The following is a 21,149-nucleotide window of genomic DNA, read 5'->3' as shown; positions in this document are numbered from 1 at the left end:
GCCCGGACGCGTGGAGGTCGAGCGCGCGCTGCCGCGTGGCGAGGTCGTACATGTCGCCGTCAGTACTTGGGGCCGATGCGGGCGTCCATGAGGGCGACGGACTCCCTGCGGGCGACGGAGACGTTGAATCCTCCGTTGGACCGGCAACCGGGCTTCCAGCGGACGCCGACGGCATCGAGGGCGGCGGTGAAGAGGCCGACGATGTCGGCTGAGGTGTTCGTGAAGAAGTAACGAGGGTACTCGTAGCGCTTCTTGACGCCGCCGACCGTTCGGGTCGTCCAATTGGTGATGCGGCAGCCGTCGGAATGGATCAGGCCGCGCAAGAACTCCCAGGGGTGGGCGTCCACGATCTCCTGCTGCCAGGGCGCGAGGGAGATGCGCCGCAGATGCTTCGGCCCTGGGCCGTGTTAGGGGAAGAGGCAGGGCCAGTGCTTGCTGGTGCTGACGACGCTGGTGCAGCCGGGGGCACGGACACGGTTGACCTTGTTGTGCGGCATGACGGCCGAGACGGCTCGCTCGCACTCGTCGATGAGGCCGGGCCACCCGTCGCAGCAGGCGATGCGGAGGGCGTAGACCTCGCGGCGGCCCGCGCTGATGCAGCCGTCGCCGAGGTAGAGACCGAGCAGGTAGGCGTAGTTCGAGGGCGGGTGAGAGGGGCCGAGCCGGCCGTCTCGGAGCGGGCACTCGGCGGTCATGCGCGGGCTGGGTACGGCGCCGGAGGCCCACTCGCGGATCGAGGACCGGGATATGCCGGTCGCTCGGCTGACCTGGCTGAAGGTCAGCCCGGACGCGTGGAGGTCGAGCGCGCGCTGCCGCGTGGCGAGGTCGTACATGTCGCCGTCAGTGCTTGGGGCCGATGTGGGCGTCCATGAGGGCGACGGAGTCCCTGCGGGCGACGGAGATGTTGACCTGGCCGGTGGGGCGGGGGATCGAGGCCTTCCACTGGACGCCGACGGTGTCGAGGGTGGCGGTGAAGAGGCCGATGATGTCGGTCGAGGTGTTGGTGAAAAAGTAGCGGGGGTACTCGTAGCGGCTGGCGACGCCGTTCTTGGTGCGGGTGGCCCAGTTGGTGATGCGGCACCCGTCGGAGTAGATCAGGCCGCGCAGGAACTCCCAGGGGTGGGCATCGACGATCTCCTGCTGCCAGGGCTCCAAGGCTATGGTGCGTTCGTGCTTCTTGCCGGGGCCGTGCTGGGGGAAGTGACAGGTCAGGTGATTCGAATAGACCTTGACGTCATGGCATCCGGTGCGTCGTATCCGGCAAGGCTTGTTGTTGGGAAGGACCTGGCGCATGGCCTGTTCGACGGATTCCATGATGCCGGGCCACTTGTCGTCGCAGGTGATCTGGAGGCTCTGGGTCCTTCGGTACTCGTTTGGGAGAAGGATGTGGCCGTCGCCGAGGTAGAGGCCCAGCAGGTAGGCATACGCGGGGCGGTTGAGCTGATCGCCATAGCAATGCATACACGCGGATCGCTTGCGGCCGGGGAGGTTGTTGCGCTTGGCGAGGTCTTGGTGCTTCCACCACGAGACCGTGCCTGTCGGGACGCCGAGACGGCGAGATACCTCGGAGTTGCGGACACCTTGGCGGAGCAGGAGAACGGCTTCCGCACGTGTGGATCGAACGGCCATACGGGTGATCTTGGGCACCATGTGCTGAACATGCAGGGGAACGCGATGGATTCCACTCGAATGAATGAAGATCACAAATGATTAGGCTGGCCTAAGTGGCTTGCGAATCGAAGGAAAAGTACCCCGGGTGGGATTCGAACCCACGCTGTCGGCGGTTTGAGCGCCGTGCCTCTCACCTCTGGGCTACCGGGGCATCCACAGATTCGAAGGTTGCCCCCCGACCCTGCTGGGTTCAAACATACCGTGTCTAGGTACCCTCGTGCATGCAGTACCCCGCCGGAACTAGGAGCCCCGTGAGCACCGCCGACGAGCAGGCGCAGCCGCTTGAGACCGATACGCCCCAGATCACCCGGATCGTGATCGCCGAGGACGAGGCGCTGATCCGTCTCGATCTGAAGGAGATGCTGGAGGAGGAGGGGTACACCGTCGTCGGTGAGGCCGGCGACGGGGAGACGGCGGTGCGCCTCGTGGAGGAGCTGAAGCCGGATCTGGCGATCTTCGACGTGAAGATGCCGGTGCTGGACGGGTTGTCCGCGGCCGAGCAGATCCACGACAAGCACCTGGCGCCGGTGCTGATGCTGACGGCGTTCTCGCAGCGGGAGCTGGTGGACCGGGCGCGGGATGCGGGGGCGATGGCGTACATCGTCAAGCCGTTCTCGAAGTCGGACCTGGTGCCGGCGATCGAGATGGCGGTGTCCCGGTACGCCGAGATGCGGGCGCTGGAGAAGGAGATCGGGGATCTCAGCCAGCGGTTGGAGACCCGGAAGCTGGTGGACCGGGCGAAGGGCGTGCTGCAGACCAAGTTCGGGCTGAACGAGCCGGCGGCCTTCCGGTGGATCCAGAAGACGTCGATGGACCGTCGGATGACGATGGCGGCGGTGGCCGAGGCGGTCATCGAGGAGGGCGAGGCCCAGGACCGCAAGAAGGCGGAAGAGGCCAAGCCCGAGTAGGCGTGCGGGAAGGGCCCGGCAGAAGAACGTTTCTGCCGGGCCCTTTCGCGTGCAGGGGCTCAGTCCTCGCCGAGGTAGGCCTTGCGGACGGACTCGTCGTGCAGGAGGTCGGCGCCCGTCCCGGAGAGGACGATGCGGCCGGTCTCCATGACGTAGCCGCGGTCGGAGAGGGAGAGGGCCGCCTGGGCGTTCTGCTCGACCAGGAGGATGGTCGTACCGGAGGACTTCAGTTCCACGATGGTGGACATGATCTTCTGCATCATCAGCGGGGAGAGCCCCATGGAGGGCTCGTCCAGCATGAGCAGCTTGGGCCGGGACATCAGGGCCCGCCCCATCGCGAGCATCTGCTGCTCGCCGCCGGAGAGCGTGCCGGCGGCCTGGCGGCGGCGTTCGCCGAGGATCGGGAACAGGGTGTAGGCCCGTTCGACGTCCGCGGTGATGCCGGCCGCGTCGGTGCGCAGGAAGGCGCCGAGGAGGAGGTTCTCCTCGATGGTCATCCGGGGGAAGATGTGCCGTCCCTCGGGGGAGTGGGCGAGGCCGAGGGCGACGATCTTGTGGGCGGGGACGGCCGAGAGGTCCTGGCCGTCGAAGGTGATCCGTCCGGCGGTGGGCTTGAGCAGGCCGGACAGGGTGCGCAGGGTGGTGGTCTTGCCGGCGCCGTTGGTGCCGATGAGGGTGGTGACCTCGCCCTGTTCGACGGTGAAGCTGATGCCCTTGACGGCTTCGATCTTGCCGTAGGCGACGCGGAGGTCCTCGACCTCGAGAAGTGCGGTCACTGGTCGGACTCCGTAACGGCGGGGGTGGTGCCTTCGAGCGGGGCGCCCAGGTAGGCGGTGATGACGCGTTCGTCGTTCTGGACGGTCTCGCGGTCGCCCTCGACGATCTTCTGGCCCTGGACGAGCACCGCGGTGCGGTCGCAGAGGTTGAAGATGAAGCGCATGTCGTGCTCGATGACGAGGACGGAGATCCCCTTGTCGCGGATCGCGAAGACGAGTTCCTCGGCGGCCCGGGTCTCCTGGGGGTTCATGCCGGCGGTGGGTTCGTCGAGCAGCAGCAGGCCGGGTTCGGAGGCGAGGGCGCGGGCGATCTCCAGCTTGCGCTGCTCGCCGTACGGGAGGTTGCGGGCGAGGTGGTCGGCCTTCTCGGCGAGGCCGGTGAACATCAGGAGTTCCATGGCCTTCTCGCGGCTCTCGGCCTCGGCGCGGTGGTAGCCGGGGCCGCGCAGGATGGCGGAGAAGATGCCCTCCTTGGTGCGGGTGTGCCGGCCGACCAGGACGTTCTCCAGGACGGTCATGTTGGCGAACAGCCGGATGTTCTGGAAGGTGCGGGCGATGCCGGCCTGGGTGACGAGGTGGGGCTTGGGCGGCAGCAGGGTGTCGCGGTAGCGGACGGCGCCCTCGGTGGGGACGTACAGGCCGGTGAGGCAGTTGAAGAAGGTGGTCTTGCCGGCGCCGTTGGGGCCGATCAGACCGATGATCTCGCCCTCTCCGACGGTCAGGGAGACGTCGTTGACCGCGGTGAGGCCGCCGAAGCGCATGGTGACGCCGGTGACTTCGAGCAGGGGTGCGGCGGTGGTGGTGGTCATCGGGTCGGTCACGCCCCTGACTTGGTGAGTGCGGTCGGCTCGCCGGCGGCCTGGGCCGGGACGGCGGCCTCGTGGAACTCCAGCTGGCGGCGCCGGTTGGGGATGAGGCCCTCGGGGCGGACCCGCATCAGGACGATGAGGGCGGCGCCGAAGGCGAGGAGCTGGTAGTCGGCGAGGAACTCGAGCTTCTTCGGGATGAGGAAGAGCAGGGTGGCGCCGGCCAGCGGGCCGCTGATGGTGCCCATGCCGCCGAGGATGACGGCGGCGAGCAGGAAGGCGGAGTTCGGCGGGAGGGCTTCGGCGAAGGTGTACTGGTCGGGGGTGACGGTGTAGCTGACGTGGGCCTGGACGGTGCCGGCCAGGCCGGCCAGCAGGGCGCCGAGGGCGAAGGCGAGCAGCTTGAGCCGGAAGCCGTTGATGCCCATGGCCTCGGCGGCGGTCTCGTCCTCGCGGATGGCGACCCAGGCGCGGCCGATGCGGGAGTTGCCGACCCGGGCGAAGACCAGCACGACCAGGGCGGTGACCAGCAGCATCAGCAGGTAGTAGTTGGAGAAGCGGCCGAGTTCGACGCCGGCCACGGTGTGCGGCTTGCCGAGGTCGAAGCCGAGGATCTGCAGGTCCGGGATGCGCGGGATGCCGTTGGAGCCGTTGGTGACCTTGGGGCCGGTGGTGCCGTTGAGGTTGAGCATGGTGATGCGGAAGATCTCGCCGAACCCGAGGGTGACGATGGCGAGGTAGTCGCCGCGCAGCCGCAGGGTGGGGGCGCCGATCAGGACGCCGAAGACCATCGAGACGACGGCGCCGGTGAGCATCGCGGCCCAGAACGGGAACTGGACGTGGATGGGCGAGGCGGGGGAGCCGGAGACCAGGGCGGCGGCGTAGGCGCCGACGCCGAGGAAGGCGACGTACCCGAGGTCGAGCAGGCCGGCCAGGCCGACGACGATGTTGAGGCCGAGGGCGACGGTGGCGAAGATCAGGATGTTGGTGGCGACCGAGGTGTACTGGTCGCTGGTCTGGGTGAACGGGAAGCCGGCGGCGGCGGCGAAGGCGGCGCCGGTGGTGACCGGGCGGTGCTTGACGGTCAGCGCGCGCAGCCGGGCGAGCAGGCCGGACCTGGTCAGGGCGGGGACGGCGAGGGCGACGAACAGCAGGTAGCCGGTGAAGAGTTCGCCGTACTCGGTGTCGATGCCGAAGGTGATCGCGAACAGTCCGGTCCCGAAGGCGAGGACGATCAGCAGCACCTCGACCCAGGAGGGGAGGGCCCGCGGCGCGGCCAGCGGGCGGTCGATCCGGCCCAGCCGCAGCCCGCTGTTGGCGAGGTGGCCGAGCTGGAGCAGCAGGACGACGCCGGCCGCGATGGCGAGGCCGCCGGCCAGGGCGGTCATGACCGGGGCCACCGGCTTGTCGCCGGGGATGGCGTGGGCGCCGAACCAGGCGGCGGGGGCGACCGGGACGAGCAGGAAGAGGCGCCTGTCGAGGATCCGCAGCGGTACGGCGGTGCGGCGGTCGAGGGGCAGGCCGAGGGCGCCGAGGACGGCGAGCAGGCCGCCCGCGGCGAGCACCCAGCCGCCGGGTTCGAGGTTGGTGGTGCCGCCGAGCTCGGAGGAGATGGCGGCGACCGCGTAGACGGCGACGGTGAGGGCGCCGGTGGCGGCGTACAGGACGGCGTTGTTGCTGCGGGTGGGGGCGGCCCAGCGCAGGCCGGGGACGCCCTGGGCGGCGAGCAGCAGGACCAGGGTGAGCAGGCCGGCGGCGAGGGCGAGCCACTGGAGGCCGGCCGGGGAGCCGTAGTAGGTGAGGTCGCCGGGGAAGTCGGAGGTCCAGGTCCAGGACATGGCGGCGGAGGCGGCGGTGGCGAGGGCGCCGAGTCCGGTGACGGCGGCGGCGGCGCGGGCCGGCAGCGGGATTACCGGGGTCGTCTCGGTGTGGGTGGTGGTCATGGTGGTCACGCCCTGTCCGCGACGCGCTCGCCGAGCAGGCCCTGGGGCCGGATCAGGAGGACGAGGATGAGGAGAACGAAGGCCCAGACGTCCTTCCAGGCGCCGCCCCCGAAGAGGTGCATGCCGGGCAGGTGCTGGATGTAGCCGGTGGCGAGGGCTTCGGCGAGGCCGAGGGCGAGGCCGCCGAGCATGGCGCCGTAGATGTTGCCGATGCCGCCGAGGACGGCGGCGGTGAAGGCCTTGAGGCCGAGGATGAAGCCCATCCGGAAGTCGACCTGGCCGCTGCGCAGCCCGTAGGCGATGGCGGCGACGGCGGCGAACGCGGCGCCGATGGCGAAGGCCATGACGATGATGCGGTCGGTGTCGATGCCCATCAGCTTGGCGGTGTCCGGGTCCTGGCTGGTGGCCTGCATGGCGCGCCCGGAGCGGGTGCGGGTGACGAACCAGCCGAGGGCGAGCATGCACAGCGGGGCGGCGATGATCAGGAAGAGGTCGCTGCGCTGGATGGTGACGGAGCCGAGGCTGAACGGGTCGCCGGGGATCTTGGGGAAGACCCGGGCCTTCTTGGCGTCCGGGTAGAAGGAGAAGACGAGCTGCTGGAGCAGGATGGACAGCCCGATCGCGGTGATCAGCGGGGCGAGCCGTGGGGCGTTGCGCAGCGGGCGGTAGGCGAAGCGCTCGGCGGCGACGGCGGTGAGGGTGGAGACCAGGATGCCGGCGATCAGCATGAGCGGCAGGGCCAGCCACAGGGTGGTGCCGCCGGGGAGGGCGAGGTAGGCGGTCAGGGCGCCGAAGCCGCCGACCATGACGATCTCGCCGTGGGCGAAGTTGATGAGCTGGACGATGCCGTAGACCATCGTGTAGCCGATCGCGACGAGCCCGTAGAGGGCTCCGAGGATCAGGCCGTTGGCCAGCTGCTGCGGTAGGTCGTGCACCGCTGGGCCTCCGTAGTGCGTTCGGGGTGTCCGCGTGGGTGGTGGATGTGGGTGCGCGCGGGGGCACTCGTGGCGCCCCCGCGCGTGGTGGTGGTGAAGTGGCGCCTGTGGTAATGGTGGTGACTGGGTGTCAGCCCTTGAAGGTGCCGGACTTCTCCACGGCCCACTTGCCGTCCTTGACGGTGTAGACGGTGAGCTGCTTGTTGGTGGTGTCGCCGAACTCGTCGAAGGAGACGGTGCCGGTCACGCCGGCGAAGCTGACCTTCTGGACGGCGTCGCGGACGGCCTTGCGGTCGGGGACCTTGCCGTTGTTGTCCTTCACGGCCTGCTTGACGCCCTGGATGATGGCCCAGGCGCTGTCGTACGAGTAGCCGCCGTAGGTCTCGTAGGCGTCCTTGTAGCCGGCCGCCTTGTAGTCGGCGATGAACTTCTTGGCGGTGTCCAGGCTCTCGACCGGCAGGCCGACGGCGGTGGCGTAGTCGCCCTGGCTCTTGGGGTTGAGCTTGATGAAGTCGCCGCTCTGGATGCCGTCGCCGCCCATCAGCGGGATGTTGACGTTGGCCTCCTTGAGCTGGAGGGAGAGCGGGCCGGCCGCGGGGTACTCGCCGCCGTAGTAGACGGCTTCGGCGCCGGAGCTCTTGACCTTGGTGACGATGGCGGCGAAGTCGCGGTCGTCGGGGTTGACGTGCTCCTCGCCGACGAGCTGGCCGCCGAGCTTGGTGAACTCGCCCTTGAAGGTGCCGGCCAGGCCCGCGCCGTAGGTCTTCTGGTCGTCGATCAGGAAGACCTTGGTCTTCTTGGCGTCGTTGTAGAGGAACTGGGCGGCGAACGGGCCCTGGACGGCGTCGGTTGTGGCGGTGCGGAAGTAGGACGTGAACGGGCGCTTCTTCTCGCCGCTGGCCCACTTCTCGCCCTGGCTGAGGGCGACGCCGGTGTTGGCGGGGGAGACCTGGACCAGGCTGGCGTCGTCGAAGATCTGCTGCATCGACTGCGACACGCTGGAGTTGAGCGGGCCGACGACGCCGAGGACCTTGGGGTCGCCGACCAGCTGGGTGGCGTTCTGCTGGCCGGGGGCGGGCTTGCCGGTGTCGTCGAGGGCCTTGATCTCGAACTTGACGCCGGGGACCTCGTTGGTCTCGTTGGCCTTCTTGATCGCGAGGTCGGCGGAGTTGCGGATGCCGAGGCCGAGGGCGGAGAGGTCGCCGGTGAGCGGGGAGTCGACGCCGATGACGACGGTGGTGGAGCCGGAGTTGGAGTTGCCGCCGTCGGCCTTCTTCTCTCCGCGGGAGCCGCAGGCGCTGAGGCTGAGGGCACCGATAACGGCAATGCTCACGACAACTGCTGAACGGTGACGCACGAGGGTCCCCTTCGGTTCAGGAGGCGCCCGCGCCGGAGTGGCGGGAGCCGGAGTGCGCGGAGGGCCTGGCCCAATCGAATGGCGCGGTGACTGGCCGTGACTCTAGATGCCCTTGGGCGACTCGGGCAGTACTGGGCGCAGGCTGTGATTCTCTTGTTATGAGCACACGGAGTATTTGTCTCACCATGTGGTCGTTCCGGTTCGATCGATCCCGAGATGGCGGGCGTTTACGCGCTGGTAGGGCGATGTAAGGCCCAGAAATGGGGGTTGCAGCTGGCAGCGCCGATTATCGGACGCTCGTGTCCGATGCCCTGCTTCCGACCTTGAGCGTCCGCATTGCGGACAACGGGGGCGCGGCCGAGTGGTCCCGGGGCGCCTGAAGGCCTCGGAACCGGCAATTGATCGGATTTCCTACTTGTTACGCAGCGTTACGAGCGCGGGATGTGTGCCGACCGCGCCCGGACATGTGAACGCCCCCTTGTCCAGACCAACGCCTGCCCAAGGTGGCGGAAGGTCAAACAAGGGGGCGGAAAAGGGACTTGATGTTGTCCGGAGTGAACTCCGGTCCGCTGTGCGGACGTTGTCACGCCTCGGAGTTCGGTCAGAGGTCGCGCAGCATGCAGGTCAGCCGGCAGCTGGTGATCCGCCGGCCGGTGTCGTCGGTGATCGCGATCTCGTAGGTGGCGGCGGTGCGGCCCTTGAACACGGCCGTCGCCACCCCGGTCACCAGCCCGGAGGTGGCCGAGCGGTGGTGGGTGGCGTTGAGGTCCACGCCGACCGCGTAGCGGCCGGGACCGGCGTGCAGCATCGCCCCGATCGAGCCCAGCGTCTCGGCCAGCGCCGCCGACGCGCCGCCGTGCAGCAGCCCGTACGGCTGCTGGTTGCCCTCCACCGGCATGGTGCCGACCACGCGGTCGCCGGAGGCCTCGACGATCCGGATGCCGAGCTTCTCGCCGAGGTGGCCGCCGGAGAAGGTCTGCGCGTTCACGCCGAGCTTGGCGAAGTGGTCCAGCACGTCCTGCGGGACGTTCAGGACGGGCGTGCCGTCGTGCGCGCTGTCGGGGGCGGTGCCGGGGACGGTCTCGGGGGCGGTGTCGGGGACCGCGTCGGTCATGGGGGAACTCCTGCCGCTCGGGGGTGTGCCGCCTGTGATCGTACGACCGTCCTACTCATAGGTAGCAGCGGTGGCCGGACCGGCGCGGCGTCCTTTTTGTCGGTGCCGGGCCATAGGATCGGTGGCCGGTAGTGGAATCGGCAGGAACGGACGTTGACGTGGCTACGCAGAGTACGGACAAGGGCGCGACGGGTGGCGGCGGGGCCGGCCCGCGGCCCCGGCTGATGCTGCTCGACGGGCACTCGATGGCCTACCGGGCCTTCTACGCCCTGCCCGTGGAGAACTTCAACACCTCCACCGGCCAGCCCACCAACGCGGTCTACGGCTTCGCCTCGATGCTCGCCAACACCGTCCGGGACGAGCAGCCCACCCACCTCGCCGTCGCCTTCGACCTCTCCCGGCAGACGTTCCGCTCCGTCGAGTTCCCCGACTACAAGGCCAACCGCGCCAAGACGCCGGACGAGTTCAAGAGCCAGGTCGGCCTGATCGGCGAACTGCTCGACGCCATGCACGTCCCCCGGCTGACGGCCGAGGGCTTCGAGGCCGACGACATCATCGCCACCCTGGCCACCGCCGCCGAGGCGGCCGGCTACGACGTCGACATCGTCACCGGCGACCGCGACTCGCTCCAGCTGGTCACCGACCACGTCACCGTGCTCTACCCGACCAAGGGCGTCTCCGAGCTCACCCGTTACACCCCGGAGAAGGTCGCCGAGAAGTACGGCGTCACCCCGCGCCAGTACCCGGACCTCGCCGCCCTGCGCGGCGACCCGTCCGACAACCTGCCCGGCATCCCCGGCGTCGGCGAGAAGACGGCCGCCAAGTGGGTCAACCAGTTCGGCTCCTTCGACGAACTCGTCGCCCGCGCCGACGAGGTCAAGGGCAAGATCGGCGAGAAGCTGCGCGACCACCTCGACTCGGTCAAGCGCAACCGGGTGCTCACCGAGCTGGTCCGCGACGTCGAACTCCCGCTCGGCGTCACCGACCTGGACCGCAAGCCGTTCGACAAGGACGCCGTCGGCACCCTGATGGAGTCGCTGGAGTTCCGCAACGCCAACTTCCGCGACCGCGTCTTCGGCATCGACCCGTCCACCGGATCGGACACCGCCGAGGCCGAGCTCGCCCCCGGCATCGAGGTGGACGGCGAACTCCTCACCGACCCGGGCACCCTGGCCGCCTGGCTGGCCGAGCACGCCTCCGACGGCAAGACCACCGTCGCCCTCGCCGCCGTCTACCAGTGGGCGCTCGGCACCGGCGAGGTCACCGAAGTCGCCCTCGCCGCGGGAGAGACGGCCGCCTGGTTCGACCCGGCGCTGCTCGCCGAGGAGGACGAGCGGGCCTTCGCCGGCTGGCTCGCCGACGCCGCCGCCCCCAAGGCCCTGCACATCGCCAAGCACGTCATGCGCGCCTTCGCCGAGCGCGGCTGGACGATCGACGGCGTCGTCGCCGACACCGCGCTCGCCGCCTACCTGATCAAGCCCGGCCGCCGCACCTTCACCCTGGAGGTGCTCGCCGAGGAGTACCTGGGCCGCTCGCTCACCCCGGCCCCCGCCACCGAGAGCGGCCAACTCTCCTTCGACGCACCGGAGGAGGACGAGACGGCCGCCGCCCGGTCGCTGATGCTCCAGGCCCGCGCCGTGCTCGACCTCGCCGCGCTCTTCGACACCCGCCTCGCCGAGGTCGGCGCCGTCGAGCTGACGCGCGACATGGAACTGCCCATCGCCGCCCTGCTCGCCCGCATGGAGCGCTACGGCATCGCCGCCGACCGCGAGTGGCTCACCCGGCTGGAGGCGCAGTTCGCCGCCGAGATCCAGCGCGTGGTGGAGGAGGCGCACGCCGCCGCCGGCCGCGAGTTCAACCTCGGCTCGCCCAAGCAGCTCCAGGAGATCCTCTTCGGCGAGCTCGCGCTCCCCAAGACGAAGAAGATCAAGACCGGCTACACCACCGACGCCGACGCGCTCACCTGGCTGGCCACCCAGACCGACAACGAACTGCCGGTCATCCTGCTGCGCCACCGCGACCAGGCCAAGCTGCGCACCACCGTCGAGGGCCTGCTCAAGACCGTCTCGCCCAAGGGCCGGATCCACACCACCTTCAACCAGATGGTCGCCGCCACCGGCCGGCTCTCCTCGCAGGACCCGAACCTGCAGAACATCCCGGTCCGCACCGAGGAGGGCCGGGCGATCCGCCGCGCCTTCATCGTCGGCGAGGGCTACGAGTCGCTGCTCACCGCCGACTACTCGCAGATCGAACTGCGGATCATGGCGCACCTGTCCGAGGACGAGGCGCTGCTGGAGGCCTTCGCCTCCGGCGAGGACCTGCACACCACCGTCGCCTCCCAGGTCTTCGAGGTGCCGGGCGCGGCGGTGGACGCCGAGATGCGCCGCAAGATCAAGGCGATGTCCTACGGCCTGGCGTACGGGCTGTCCGCGTACGGGCTCTCGCAGCAGCTCGGCATCAAGCCGACCGAGGCCCAGGGCCTGATGGACACCTACTTCGAGCGCTTCGGCGGCGTCCGGGACTACCTGCGCCGGGTCGTTGACGAGGCCCGGGCCACCGGCTACACCGAGACCCTCCTCGGCCGCCGCCGCTACCTGCCGGACCTCAACAGCGACAACCGCCAGCGCCGCGAGATGGCCGAGCGGATGGCCCTCAACGCCCCCATCCAGGGCTCGGCCGCCGACATCGTCAAGATCGCCATGCTCCGGGTCGACGAGGCGCTGCGCGCGGCCGGCCTCACCTCCCGGATGCTGCTCCAGGTGCACGACGAAATCGTGCTGGAGCTGGCCCCCGGCGAGCGCGAGCGGGTCGAGGCCGTCGTCCGCGAGCAGATGGCGGGCGCCTACCCGCTGCGCGCCCCGCTGGACGTCTCGGTCGGCGTCGGCCCGAACTGGGAGGCAGCCGCGCACTGACGGGTGGCCTTCGGGCGGGTCCGGGCGCGCGAGGCGTCCGGGCCCGTTCCTCGGCGCGCCCGCGTCAGCCCAGCGGGGGGTGGATCAGCCGTCCGTGGTGGATCAGGGACACGGACTGCTTGAGGCGGCGGACGCGGATGCTGATCTCGTAGCCCCTGATGCCCTCGATGCGGGCCAGGCGGCCGCTGAGGTAGCGGTAGAAGTCGGGGGTGTCCCGGCAGATGACGACGGCCATGAGGTTGTGCCTGCCACTGGTCGCCGCGACGAAGGCGCATTCCTCGTGCCGGCCGAGCTCCTCGCCGATCCGGTCGAGTCCGGGCAGATCGACCTGGAGCCAGAGGACGGCGTTGAGCTCGTAGCCGAGGCGCTCCGGCAGGATGTCGATGCCGTAGGCGAGGGAGCCGGAGGCCTCCAGGGCCTCCAGCCGGCGGGCGACCCGGGGCGTGGACCAGCCGGTGACCTCCGCCAGGCGGGTGTGGGAGGCGCGGCCGTCCTCCGCCAGGGCCTCGAAGAGCGGGAGGTCCTCGTCGGCCGGGGCGAGCGGCGGCCCGGCGGCCACGGGACGCTCCGCCGTCAGCAGTCGCACCTGCTCGTCGGTCAGGGAGCGCTCCCCGCCGGCCCAGCCGACCGCGTCCGGGGCGCCGAACGCGTGGAGGAGGAGGTCGACGCTCATGTCGAGGACCGAGGCGGCGCGCGGGAGCTGCCGCAGCAGGACGTCGTCGCGCCCGGTGCCGGCGGCCGAGCGGATGGTGCAGATGATCTCCGACCCGCCGGAGGCGATGCTGGCGTAGCCGACCTCGGGCCTGCGGGCCAGGGAGTCGGCGACGGGCCCCACGGCCTCCGGGCGGCAGCGCAGCCGCGCGACCCACTCCGCCTGCCCGTGGGCGGACGGGCTCCGCTGCCCGATGACGCGCAGGATCCCGCCGCGCCGCAGCGCGTTGTAGCGGCGGGCCACGGTCTGTTCGGACACCCCCACGACCTCGCCGAGGCGGCGGAACGAGACCCGGGGGGCACTGTAGAGCCCGTGGATGATTTTGCGGTCCAGATCGTCAGGCACGGAGGAATCCTGACACAGGTGCGGGCCGGAACGGAGGTTCCGGTACGTCTACCGGGATCGCTTGGGGATTCCCCGCCCGTGGGGCCGAAGCTTTGCGGTGCCCCCAGCAACCGGTGCCCGAGCGGCATCCCGCAGTCGAAGGAACCACCCCGTGAACTCCGCAACGGTGCAGCGCCCCGTGGCCGGACGAGGCGTCACACTCGTCATGGCCTGCCTGGGCGTCTTCGTCGCCTACCTCCCCGTGACCACCGTGTCCGTGAGCCTGCCGGCGCTCCAGCGGGTGCTGGGCGCCTCGACCTCCCAACTGTCCTGGGTCTCGGACGCGTTCGTGCTGCCGATGGCCGCGCTGATCCTGACCACCGGGGTGTGGGGCGACGTCCACGGCCGCAAGCGGGTGTTCCAAGCGGGCATGGCCTTCTGCGCCCTGGGCGCGGCCGTCTCGCTGACCGCGGACTCGGTGCAGTCGCTGTGGGTCGGGCAGGCGGCCTCCGGACTGGGTGCGGCGGCCCTGCTGCCCACCACGCTGGCCCTGATCAGCCACGCCGTCCCCGACCACCGGGAGCGCGGGAGGTTCATCGGCCTGTGGGCGATGTCCATGCTGGCCTCGCTGGCCATGGGACCGCTGATCGCCGGGCTGCTGCAGCAGCACGTCGCGGTGCGCTGGATCTTCCTCCTGCCGATCCCGGTGTCCCTGGTCGTACTGGTCGTCGCGGCCTTCCTGCTGCCCGACTCCCGGGCGCCGCACGGCCGACGGCTCGATTGGCCCGGGCAGATCAGCGCGGCCGTCACGGTCACCGCCGTCGTCTACGGCGTGATCGAGGGCGGCGCCGACGGCTTCGGCACGCCCTCCGTGGTGGCGGCCCTGGTGATCGGCGCCGTGAGCGCCGTCGCGTTCGTCCTCGTGGAGCGCCGCAGCGACAGCCCGATGCTCGACCTGGCCCTGTTCCGCAGCCCCGCCTTCGCCGCCACGTCACTGGTCGCCATGATCAGCTTCCTGGGGCTGATCGGCTTCTTCTTCGTCCTGAGCCTGTACTTCGGCCTGGTGCAGCACCTGAGCACGTGGGAGGCCGGACTGCGGATGGTCCTGGTGTCCGGGACGTCCCTGGTCGCGGGCATCCCCGTCGGACGGCTGATGCACCGGGTGTCCCCCCGGGTCATGATCACCACCGGTCTGGTGGTGATGGCGGGCTCGCTGCTGTCGCTGACCGGCGTCGACGCGGGCACCTCGTACGGGTCGCTCGCCTGGCGCCTGGTCCTGCTCGGCCTCGGCATCGGCGCCGTCCTCACCCCGATGACGGCCTCCGCGGTCTCCTCCGTACCGCACCACCTGGCCGGCATGGCCGCGGCGGGCAACAACGCCTTCCGCCAGCTCGGCGGCGCCCTCGGCCCCGCCGTCCTCGGCACCCTGCTCACCACCCGCGCCCTCGACGCCCTGCCCGGCCGCCTCGCCGACGCCGGCGTGCCCACGGAGACCGGCGGCCACGTCCTCGCCGTCGCCCGGGAACAGGGCCTCGGCGCCGTCGCCGGGCTCGACCTCGGCCCCGCCACCAGGCCGGCCCTGAGCGCGCTCAGCGGCTCCTTCCTCGACGGCCTCCAGCTCTGCCTGGTCGTGTCGGCCTCGCTCGCCCTGCTGGCGGCCCTCGCCTGCGCCGTCCTCCTGCGGCCGGCCGCGCCCGCCGCGCCCGGCCGTCCTGGCGCCGGGGCCCCGGCGCCGCGGACCGCCGCCGGCCCCGTCCTCGTCACCGCGGGCAGCGCGTCCACCCAGGGGTCGCAGCGCACTCCGTGACAGCGGGTGGCGCGGACCGCCCCAACCCGCGCACGGGTTGGGGCGGCGGGCTGCGTCCGATCCGAAGGGGTCGGGTCAGATCGGCAGGTTCCAGCCCGGGCCGTCGTGGCTGCCGAGCCAGACGCGTTGGCCGGCTGCCGAGACCGTGATGCCGAAGGCGTCCTGGGGCGGCTCGCCCGCGCTCTGCCAAGCCTCGATGGCGGTCTCCACCTGGTCCCACAGGCGGAGCGGTCCGCGCTGGACGACGGTCCAGCCGCCTGCCGGATCGGGTACGGTCCGGGCCTGCGATCCGGTGGCCACGTCCGAGAGGATCTGCCGACCGCCCGCCCCCATCCGTTCCGCTGAGGGTGCCGCGAGCTGCGCGACCCAGCTTCCGGTCCAGGTGTCGAGCTTCGCGGGGTCGATGCGGCTCGCGCGCTCCTCGCCGGGGAGCAGGGCAAGAGCCGGCCGGGGCGGCCGGTCGTGAGGGCGGGCGATCATGAAGCTGGTGTGGCCGGGCAGGAACCTGCCGGTGGCCTCGCCCGGGCCGGTCACGTCGAGCAGCGCCAGGGCGTTGGCGTAGCCCCACCCGGAGAAGGTGACCAGGATCCGGCCGCCCGGCTTCACCTGGTGGAGCCAGGCCGTCGGCAGGTACCGGACCGAGCATGTCGCGATCAGCCGGTCGAACGAGCCGCCGTCCGGGTCCCCGCCGAGGCCGTCGCCGGTGACGAGGCGCGGGGCGTAGCCGGCGGCCTCGACGGCCGCGGCCGCGCGTTCGGCGACCCGGGGGTCGCACTCGATGCTGGTGATGGCTCCGTCGCCGAGGCGGCGAGCCCCGAGGGCGGTCGAATAGCCGGTCCCGGTGCCGACTTCGAGCACCCGGTGGCCGGCGTCCGCACCGAGTCGCTGCCACATGGCCAGCACGAGCGAGGGCAGCGTCGATGACGACGAGGGTGCCCCGGAGACCGACTGCTCCCCGGCCTCCTCCGGGCATGTGCGACCGTCGAGTTGGGTGACGAGGGTCTGGTCGGCGTAGACCCCCTCCAGGTATCCGGGGTCGCCATGGCGCACGGCCCGGTAGCCGGTGGGGGCGCTCCCGTCGATCGGGACGAAGTAGCCGCAGACGAACAGCTCACGCGGTACAGCGGTGGCGGCGTCGATCCACGCGGGGTCGGTGAGCGTGCCGTTCCCGGTGAGCTGGTCGACGAGGGCTGCGCGAAGGATGTCGGACGTGGTCATTCGTGGTGACCTCTTTCCAGTTGGTCGGCGATCGTGTGCGCGATCCGATGGGTGGTCCCGGCCGGCTGCCACGCCCACTGCCCGTTCGGGTTGCACTCCAGGAAGGACCACGTGCCGTCAGTGGTGACGGCGAAGTCGAATGCCCCGAAAACCAGTTGGAAGGCGGCGAGGTAGCGGGTGATGGCCTCGGCGACCGGGGCGGGGACGTCGATCGGACTGCAACGCATTCGGTCCTGGCGGTATCGCCAGTCGAGGTCCGGGCTGTCGATGCGGGTGCCGAAGAGCCGGTTTCCGACAGCGGTCACCCGGGTGTCGAACGCCTTGGGAACCCTGGCCTGGAACAGGTGCGGACACGCTGTCACGGCCTCGGTGATGTCCTGGCCGCGGACTTCGTGCACCCAGACGGCCCGGGCCTGCCCGTCCACCGAGTACGGGGTGTTCCACAGGGGCTTGTAGACCATGCCGGCGACGTGGTCGGCGGCGAAACTCCGTGCCTCGTGGTCGTCGTCGGTGATCAGGGTGTCGGGCACCCGGAATCCGCAGCGCTGCGCGGTGGCGAGCTGAGCCGGCTTGTACTCCGCTGCCCGGTTGAGCCACGGGTGGTTCACGTAGTGCGCCCCGGGAAGTGAGGCCAGGATGCCGCCCGCCCCCCAGAAGGCCTGTGAGGCGGCGAACCGGCGGTCCTGCCCGGCGAGGTCGGGCGGCCCCTCGAAGGGGGACGGTCGGCGGACCCAGACCGATCGAACAGCCGTGAGGTCGAGCTCGCGGCTCGACGTGCGCAGGATGCCCCGCCGAGCACCGGTGCCGTACACGGCCGTCAGCGAGGCACCCGCGTGCAGGTCGGTGCCGGGATCGAGACGGACCACCGGTACCCGGCGCTCGGCGAGCACCCGCAGGACCACATCCGCTGTCACGTCGGAGGAGTTGGTCAGCACCAGCACCGACCTGCTTCGGTTGTCCATCAGCCGGAACTCTGGTCCTGGTCGTAGGACTCGGTCACGTCGCTGTCCGTGGCCCCGCCCGGCTTGGCCCCGTCACCGGGGCTCGTGTGGGTGGGCGTGAGACCGCTGGTGCTGGTGCCGTGGTTCCCCAGCTCGACCGTTCGGCCGTTCTCGTCCACGATGACGGCGATCTGCGTCTCGGGGTCGATCACGGGCGTGAACGACGGGAGCGTGGCGGTGGCCGGGTAGGGCCCCATCCTGCTGATGCCCCACGGTGCGGGCGTCTGGGTCATGCGTTTCTCCTGGTCGTGGTCCGGATTGTGTCGTTGCAGCCCCGTCCTGGAGGGGAGGGGCTCTGGCCATGGCTCGGCGGGACTCAGGCGGTTGGAGATGCCGAGGGGGTGGAAGGTTCATCGGACGCTCGCCTCGGGCGGCGAGGAGTAGGAAGTCGGACCCGTCGACTTCTGGTGCTTGGTGGTCTGGGTGCGGCAGTGGGTGAGGGCGTACTTGATGCGGGTGTCGGAGTGTCGGGTGGTGGTGAGGAGTTCGCCGGCGGTGGTGAGGGTGGTCCAGTAGAGGGTGGGGTTTCCGGTGCGGGGGTGGGGGTGGGTGGTGGTGAGGGAGAGGTAGGCGGTGGTGAGGTTGCCGGTGGTGAACCAGCGGGTGAGGCCGTGGTGGTGGCCGGGGCGGAGGCTGCCGTGGGCGTCGATGGCGGTGAGGAGGTGGTCGACGATGGTGAGTTCGGTGTCGGTGAGGGACTTGGGGATGTCGAAGACGCCGAGGGCTTCGAGGAGTTCGCCGGTGTCGGTCTCGGAGTCGGGGCGGGGGTCGGCGAGGAGGGCGTCGTAGCAGTCGTTGAGGCGGCGGGTGGTTTCGGCGAGGGGGATGGTGAGGGCGAGGCAGACGGCGCGGGCGGAGGGGAGGGGCTTGCGGGTGCGGCGGGCGAGGAGGGCGTAGGTGTCGGCGGGGGTCCGGCCGCGGGAGAGGGCGTGCCGGGCCAGGGTCGTGAGGTGCATGGGGGGACGGCTTTCAGGCGGTGGCGAGGGCGGGTGCGGGCGCGGGGGCGATGAGCACCCAGACGAACTTGCCGATGCCGCCCGGTCGGTTGGTGCAGCCCCAGCGTTCGGCGAGCTCGTTGACGAGGAACAGTCCGCGCCCGTGCTCGTCGTCAGGGGTGGCGACTCGGAGGGTGGGGTGGGCGGCGCAGGCGTCGTGGACTTCCAGCCGGAGGCGGGAGTTGACGAGGGTGAAGCGGATCTCGATGTGGCGGTCGTCGGGGGCGTCGGAGTGCTGGACGGCGTTGGCGAAGAGTTCGCCGAGGAGGAGTTCGGCGGTATCGGCGTAGCGGTGACCGGAGGGCAGCCCGGAGAGGTACGCGCGGAGCAGGTAGCGCGCCAGGGGCGTGGACTCGATGCGGGAGTCGAGGTGAGCGACGAAGGGGCGGGGGCGGTGGGTTTCGAGCATGGCGAAGTACCTCGGGGGAGGGGTGCGTGTGAAGGGAGTGCACTGCGCGCTGGGCTTGTCCGGGTGATCGGACGGCGCCTGCCCGCAAAGGGGAGAGGGGGACCGGGGGCGTCACCCGGGCGGCTGTGGATGGAGCGGACAGCCTCCCTACGGGCGAATCGGGAGCATTCGGGCGCCAGTGGGAGCGGACAGTGTGGGAGGGTGGCCCGGCAGTCGGCCCGTCCCGGCCGGCACGCGCGGCGGCGCGCGCCCCGGCTGCGGTGTCGGCGAGATCATGAAGGTTCCTCACGGTTGGGTTGAGTGCGATGGGCGTCACGCTGGGCGTGGTGGTGCTGACGATGGGAAACCGGCCGGCGGAGCTGACGGCTTTGCTGGACTCGGTGCGGGCCCAGGGCGGCGACAGTGACGGCGTGCGGACCGTGGTGCTCGGGCAGGGCGTGGAACTGCCCGAACTGCCGGACTGGGTGGACCCCGTGGAACTGCCCGAGAACCTCGGCATCCCCGGCGGCCGCAACGCCGGCGTCGAGCGGCTGCGCGAACTGGGTGGCACGGACGTGCTGGTCGTCCTGGACGACGACGGCCTGTTGCCCCGCACCGACACCTTCCGGCTGGTCCGGGAAGCCTTCGAGCAGGACCCGGGGCTCGGGATTGTGTCCTTCCGCATCGCGGACGAGACCGGGTTCACCCAGCGCCGGCACGTTCCCCGCCTCGGCGCCAGTGATCCGATGCAGTCCGGGCCGGTGACCACGTTCCTGGGCGGCGGCCACGCCATCCGGATGAGCGTGATCGACCAGGTCGGGCTGTTCCCCGGCGCGTTCTTCTACGCCCACGAGGAGACCGACTTCGCCTGGCGCGCCCTGGACGCGGGCTGGCACATCGACTACCGCGCCGACATGGTGCTCCAGCACCCTCGCACCGACCCGGCCCGGCACGCCACCTACTACCGGCTGACGGCCCGCAACCGGGTCTGGCTGGCCAAGCGCCACCTGCCGGCCATCCTGGTGCCGGTCTACCTCACCTCCTGGGCGGCCTACACGGTGGTCCGCCGGCCGCCGTTGTCCGGTCTCAAGGCGTGGTGGTCCGGCTTCTTCGAGGGCGTGCGCACGCCCTGTCCGCCACGACGGCCGATGCGGTGGAGCACGGTGTGGCGGATGGCGAAGTTGGGTCGGCCGCCGGTGTTCTGACAGCCGACCCAGGAGCTCGTGTGGGCGTCGGCGGGGGCGATAGCAGGTTTTGACCATGGCGAAGTACCCCAAGGGAACCAGTGTGTGCGGATGGAGAGGCTCGTCGTGCCTCACGTTCCTGCTGCGACGCCATCCAGCGGCCGGGTGGCACGACTCGGCCATCTCCTGTAAATGAGACCACGCCATGCACTTATGTACATGAGTAGCGAATAGAAGAGTGCCCTACTCCTGTGCATGAGTCAACCCGTCGCGAGAAGAATCTCGCGACGGGTTGAGGGAGTTGATGGCTAGTCAGTCATGGGCAGGGAACCGGTAGTCGAGAACGAACTGGTCGGCGGCCATGACGGTGTCGCATACCTCCACTACCCGGCCATCTGTAGTGATGGCATCGCGAACGAGATGGATCACTGGCGCGCCGGGGCTCAGGGTGAGCGCTCTGGTCTCGGGCTTGGTCGCGAGCCGGGCCCGAACGGACTCGGTGAACTCGGCCAGAGAGTAGCCGTGCTCTTCGAGACGGGCGTAGATGCCGCCGCCGCCAGGGTTCTCGGCGAAGACTTCAGGGATGTCCTTGGCCACATCCCACGGCAGGTACGACGTGGCTTCCTCGGTGGGTGTCCCATCGCGGAAGTACCGGCGCTTGCGAGCCAGTACCTGGGTGCCGGTGGGAAGGCCCAATCGATCGGCGATCTCAGGAGGCGCTTCTGTCGGGCCCACGAACAGCACGGTCACGGATGGGATGCCGCCAGAGGTCTCAGCCTCGGCGAGGTACGCGGCCTTGCCGGCCTTGCGATGGGCGCGGCGGAATCGGTCCGCGGACTTCCGCTGTACCGGCGGGCGGGACCGGACGAACGAGCCTCGACCGTGGTGCGTCTCGATGAGTTGAGCTGTTCGGAGTTCGGCGACAGCCTTGCGTGCTGTCCCGGACGCGACTCCGTATCGCTGCATGAGTTCGGCCTCGCTCGGCACGATCGCGCCGGGAGGCAGGGCGCCCGACTTGATCTGTGCGGCGAGGTCGGCCGCTATCTGTAGGTACTTCGCTGTGGCCGACGAGGCCACCTCACCACTCGCCATAGTCCT

Annotated in this window: 18 protein-coding genes, 1 tRNA gene and 1 pseudogene; 4 read left to right on the top strand and 16 right to left on the bottom strand. The window is 70.4% G+C overall.

The window, feature by feature from the left end; all coding sequences use genetic code 11:
* Nucleotides 1-59 precede the first annotated feature (59 nt).
* The 3 genes and pseudogenes from ACFRQN_RS06920 to ACFRQN_RS06910 all read right to left on the bottom strand — a co-directional run bounded on the left by ACFRQN_RS06920 (nucleotide 60) and on the right by ACFRQN_RS06910 (nucleotide 1,822).
* Nucleotides 60-833 (bottom strand): annotated as a pseudogene (locus ACFRQN_RS06920) (helix-turn-helix domain-containing protein).
* A 7-nt stretch (nucleotides 834-840) separates the two neighbouring features.
* On the bottom strand, nucleotides 841-1,629 hold the full coding sequence (locus tag ACFRQN_RS06915) for a helix-turn-helix domain-containing protein (RefSeq protein WP_380738799.1): 789 nt from the start codon (nucleotides 1,627-1,629) through the stop codon (nucleotides 841-843).
* A 119-nt stretch (nucleotides 1,630-1,748) separates the two neighbouring features.
* Nucleotides 1,749-1,822 (bottom strand) — tRNA-Leu (locus tag ACFRQN_RS06910).
* A 100-nt stretch (nucleotides 1,823-1,922) separates the two neighbouring features.
* On the opposite strand from ACFRQN_RS06910, the gene ACFRQN_RS06905 reads away from it, so the two are divergent.
* Nucleotides 1,923-2,579: an ANTAR domain-containing response regulator gene (locus ACFRQN_RS06905; RefSeq protein WP_049651556.1), complete on the top strand. Its 657-nt coding sequence runs from the start codon at nucleotides 1,923-1,925 to the stop codon at nucleotides 2,577-2,579.
* A 59-nt stretch (nucleotides 2,580-2,638) separates the two neighbouring features.
* Here ACFRQN_RS06905 and ACFRQN_RS06900 read toward each other — a convergent pair whose 3' ends face one another.
* The 6 genes from ACFRQN_RS06900 to ACFRQN_RS06875 form a co-directional block, all read right to left on the bottom strand.
* The gene (locus ACFRQN_RS06900; RefSeq protein ID WP_074000963.1) at nucleotides 2,639-3,355 is read right to left on the bottom strand and encodes an ABC transporter ATP-binding protein; all 717 of its coding nucleotides are present in this window, start codon (nucleotides 3,353-3,355) and stop codon (nucleotides 2,639-2,641) included.
* Nucleotides 3,352-4,164 carry an ABC transporter ATP-binding protein gene (locus ACFRQN_RS06895; protein ID WP_049651563.1) on the bottom strand — a complete coding sequence of 271 codons (813 nt, stop codon included), beginning with the start codon at nucleotides 4,162-4,164 and terminating at the stop codon, nucleotides 3,352-3,354. The genes ACFRQN_RS06900 and ACFRQN_RS06895 overlap by 4 nt, the downstream gene beginning before the upstream one ends.
* 8 nt (nucleotides 4,165-4,172) lie before the next feature.
* The gene (locus ACFRQN_RS06890; RefSeq protein ID WP_380738797.1) at nucleotides 4,173-6,104 is read right to left on the bottom strand and encodes a branched-chain amino acid ABC transporter permease; all 1,932 of its coding nucleotides are present in this window, start codon (nucleotides 6,102-6,104) and stop codon (nucleotides 4,173-4,175) included.
* A 5-nt stretch (nucleotides 6,105-6,109) separates the two neighbouring features.
* Entirely contained in the window at nucleotides 6,110-7,039 is a 930-nt protein-coding gene (locus ACFRQN_RS06885; RefSeq protein ID WP_380738786.1) for a branched-chain amino acid ABC transporter permease, read from the bottom strand.
* Nucleotides 7,040-7,169: 130 nt separating this feature from the next.
* Nucleotides 7,170-8,396, bottom strand: a complete 1,227-nt coding sequence (locus ACFRQN_RS06880) for a branched-chain amino acid ABC transporter substrate-binding protein (RefSeq protein ID WP_049651560.1) — start codon at nucleotides 8,394-8,396, stop codon at nucleotides 7,170-7,172.
* 601 nt (nucleotides 8,397-8,997) lie between these two features.
* Nucleotides 8,998-9,510, bottom strand: a complete 513-nt coding sequence (locus tag ACFRQN_RS06875) for a PaaI family thioesterase (protein WP_380738784.1) — start codon at nucleotides 9,508-9,510, stop codon at nucleotides 8,998-9,000.
* A gap of 224 nt (nucleotides 9,511-9,734) precedes the next feature.
* Between ACFRQN_RS06875 and polA the strand changes: the two genes are divergently transcribed.
* Nucleotides 9,735-12,422, top strand: a complete 2,688-nt coding sequence (gene polA / locus ACFRQN_RS06870) for a DNA polymerase I (protein WP_380738795.1) — start codon at nucleotides 9,735-9,737, stop codon at nucleotides 12,420-12,422.
* Between the two features lie 64 nt (nucleotides 12,423-12,486).
* Here the strand turns inward: polA and ACFRQN_RS06865 are convergent, their stop codons facing one another.
* Nucleotides 12,487-13,479, bottom strand: coding sequence for an Lrp/AsnC family transcriptional regulator (locus tag ACFRQN_RS06865; RefSeq protein ID WP_049651562.1), 993 nt, complete (start codon nucleotides 13,477-13,479; stop codon nucleotides 12,487-12,489).
* Between the two features lie 205 nt (nucleotides 13,480-13,684).
* Between ACFRQN_RS06865 and ACFRQN_RS06860 the strand changes: the two genes are divergently transcribed.
* The gene (locus tag ACFRQN_RS06860; RefSeq protein WP_380738793.1) at nucleotides 13,685-15,265 is read left to right on the top strand and encodes an MFS transporter; all 1,581 of its coding nucleotides are present in this window, start codon (nucleotides 13,685-13,687) and stop codon (nucleotides 15,263-15,265) included.
* Nucleotides 15,266-15,340: 75 nt separating this feature from the next.
* Here ACFRQN_RS06860 and tgmC read toward each other — a convergent pair whose 3' ends face one another.
* From tgmC to ACFRQN_RS06835, 5 genes are all read right to left on the bottom strand, one after another.
* Nucleotides 15,341-16,483 carry an ATP-grasp peptide maturase system methyltransferase gene (gene tgmC / locus ACFRQN_RS06855; RefSeq protein WP_380738782.1) on the bottom strand — a complete coding sequence of 381 codons (1,143 nt, stop codon included), beginning with the start codon at nucleotides 16,481-16,483 and terminating at the stop codon, nucleotides 15,341-15,343.
* The gene (gene tgmB, locus ACFRQN_RS06850; RefSeq protein WP_380738780.1) at nucleotides 16,480-17,445 is read right to left on the bottom strand and encodes an ATP-grasp ribosomal peptide maturase; all 966 of its coding nucleotides are present in this window, start codon (nucleotides 17,443-17,445) and stop codon (nucleotides 16,480-16,482) included. Before tgmB ends, tgmC begins: the two co-directional genes overlap by 4 nt.
* Entirely contained in the window at nucleotides 17,445-17,717 is a 273-nt protein-coding gene (gene tgmA / locus ACFRQN_RS06845; protein WP_074000966.1) for a putative ATP-grasp-modified RiPP, read from the bottom strand. The genes tgmB and tgmA overlap by 1 nt, the downstream gene beginning before the upstream one ends.
* Nucleotides 17,718-17,834: 117 nt before the next feature.
* Entirely contained in the window at nucleotides 17,835-18,440 is a 606-nt protein-coding gene (locus tag ACFRQN_RS06840) for a hypothetical protein (protein ID WP_380738778.1), read from the bottom strand.
* Nucleotides 18,441-18,453: 13 nt separating this feature from the next.
* Nucleotides 18,454-18,888: an ATP-binding protein gene (locus tag ACFRQN_RS06835; RefSeq protein WP_380738776.1), complete on the bottom strand. Its 435-nt coding sequence runs from the start codon at nucleotides 18,886-18,888 to the stop codon at nucleotides 18,454-18,456.
* A gap of 305 nt (nucleotides 18,889-19,193) precedes the next feature.
* Here ACFRQN_RS06835 and ACFRQN_RS06830 point away from each other — a divergent pair, with 305 nt between their 5' ends.
* A complete protein-coding gene (locus tag ACFRQN_RS06830; RefSeq protein WP_380738774.1) occupies nucleotides 19,194-20,072 on the top strand; it encodes a glycosyltransferase family 2 protein in 879 nt (292 codons plus the stop codon).
* 291 nt (nucleotides 20,073-20,363) lie between these two features.
* On the opposite strand, the gene ACFRQN_RS06825 is transcribed toward ACFRQN_RS06830, so the two are convergent.
* Entirely contained in the window at nucleotides 20,364-21,143 is a 780-nt protein-coding gene (locus ACFRQN_RS06825) for a GntR family transcriptional regulator (protein ID WP_074000970.1), read from the bottom strand.
* Nucleotides 21,144-21,149 lie beyond the last annotated feature (6 nt).

It is taken from the genome of Kitasatospora sp. NPDC056800 (assembly GCF_042789775.1).
Lineage (GTDB): Bacteria > Actinomycetota > Actinomycetes > Streptomycetales > Streptomycetaceae > Kitasatospora.
This window is presented reverse-complemented; position numbering and strand designations above follow the sequence as displayed.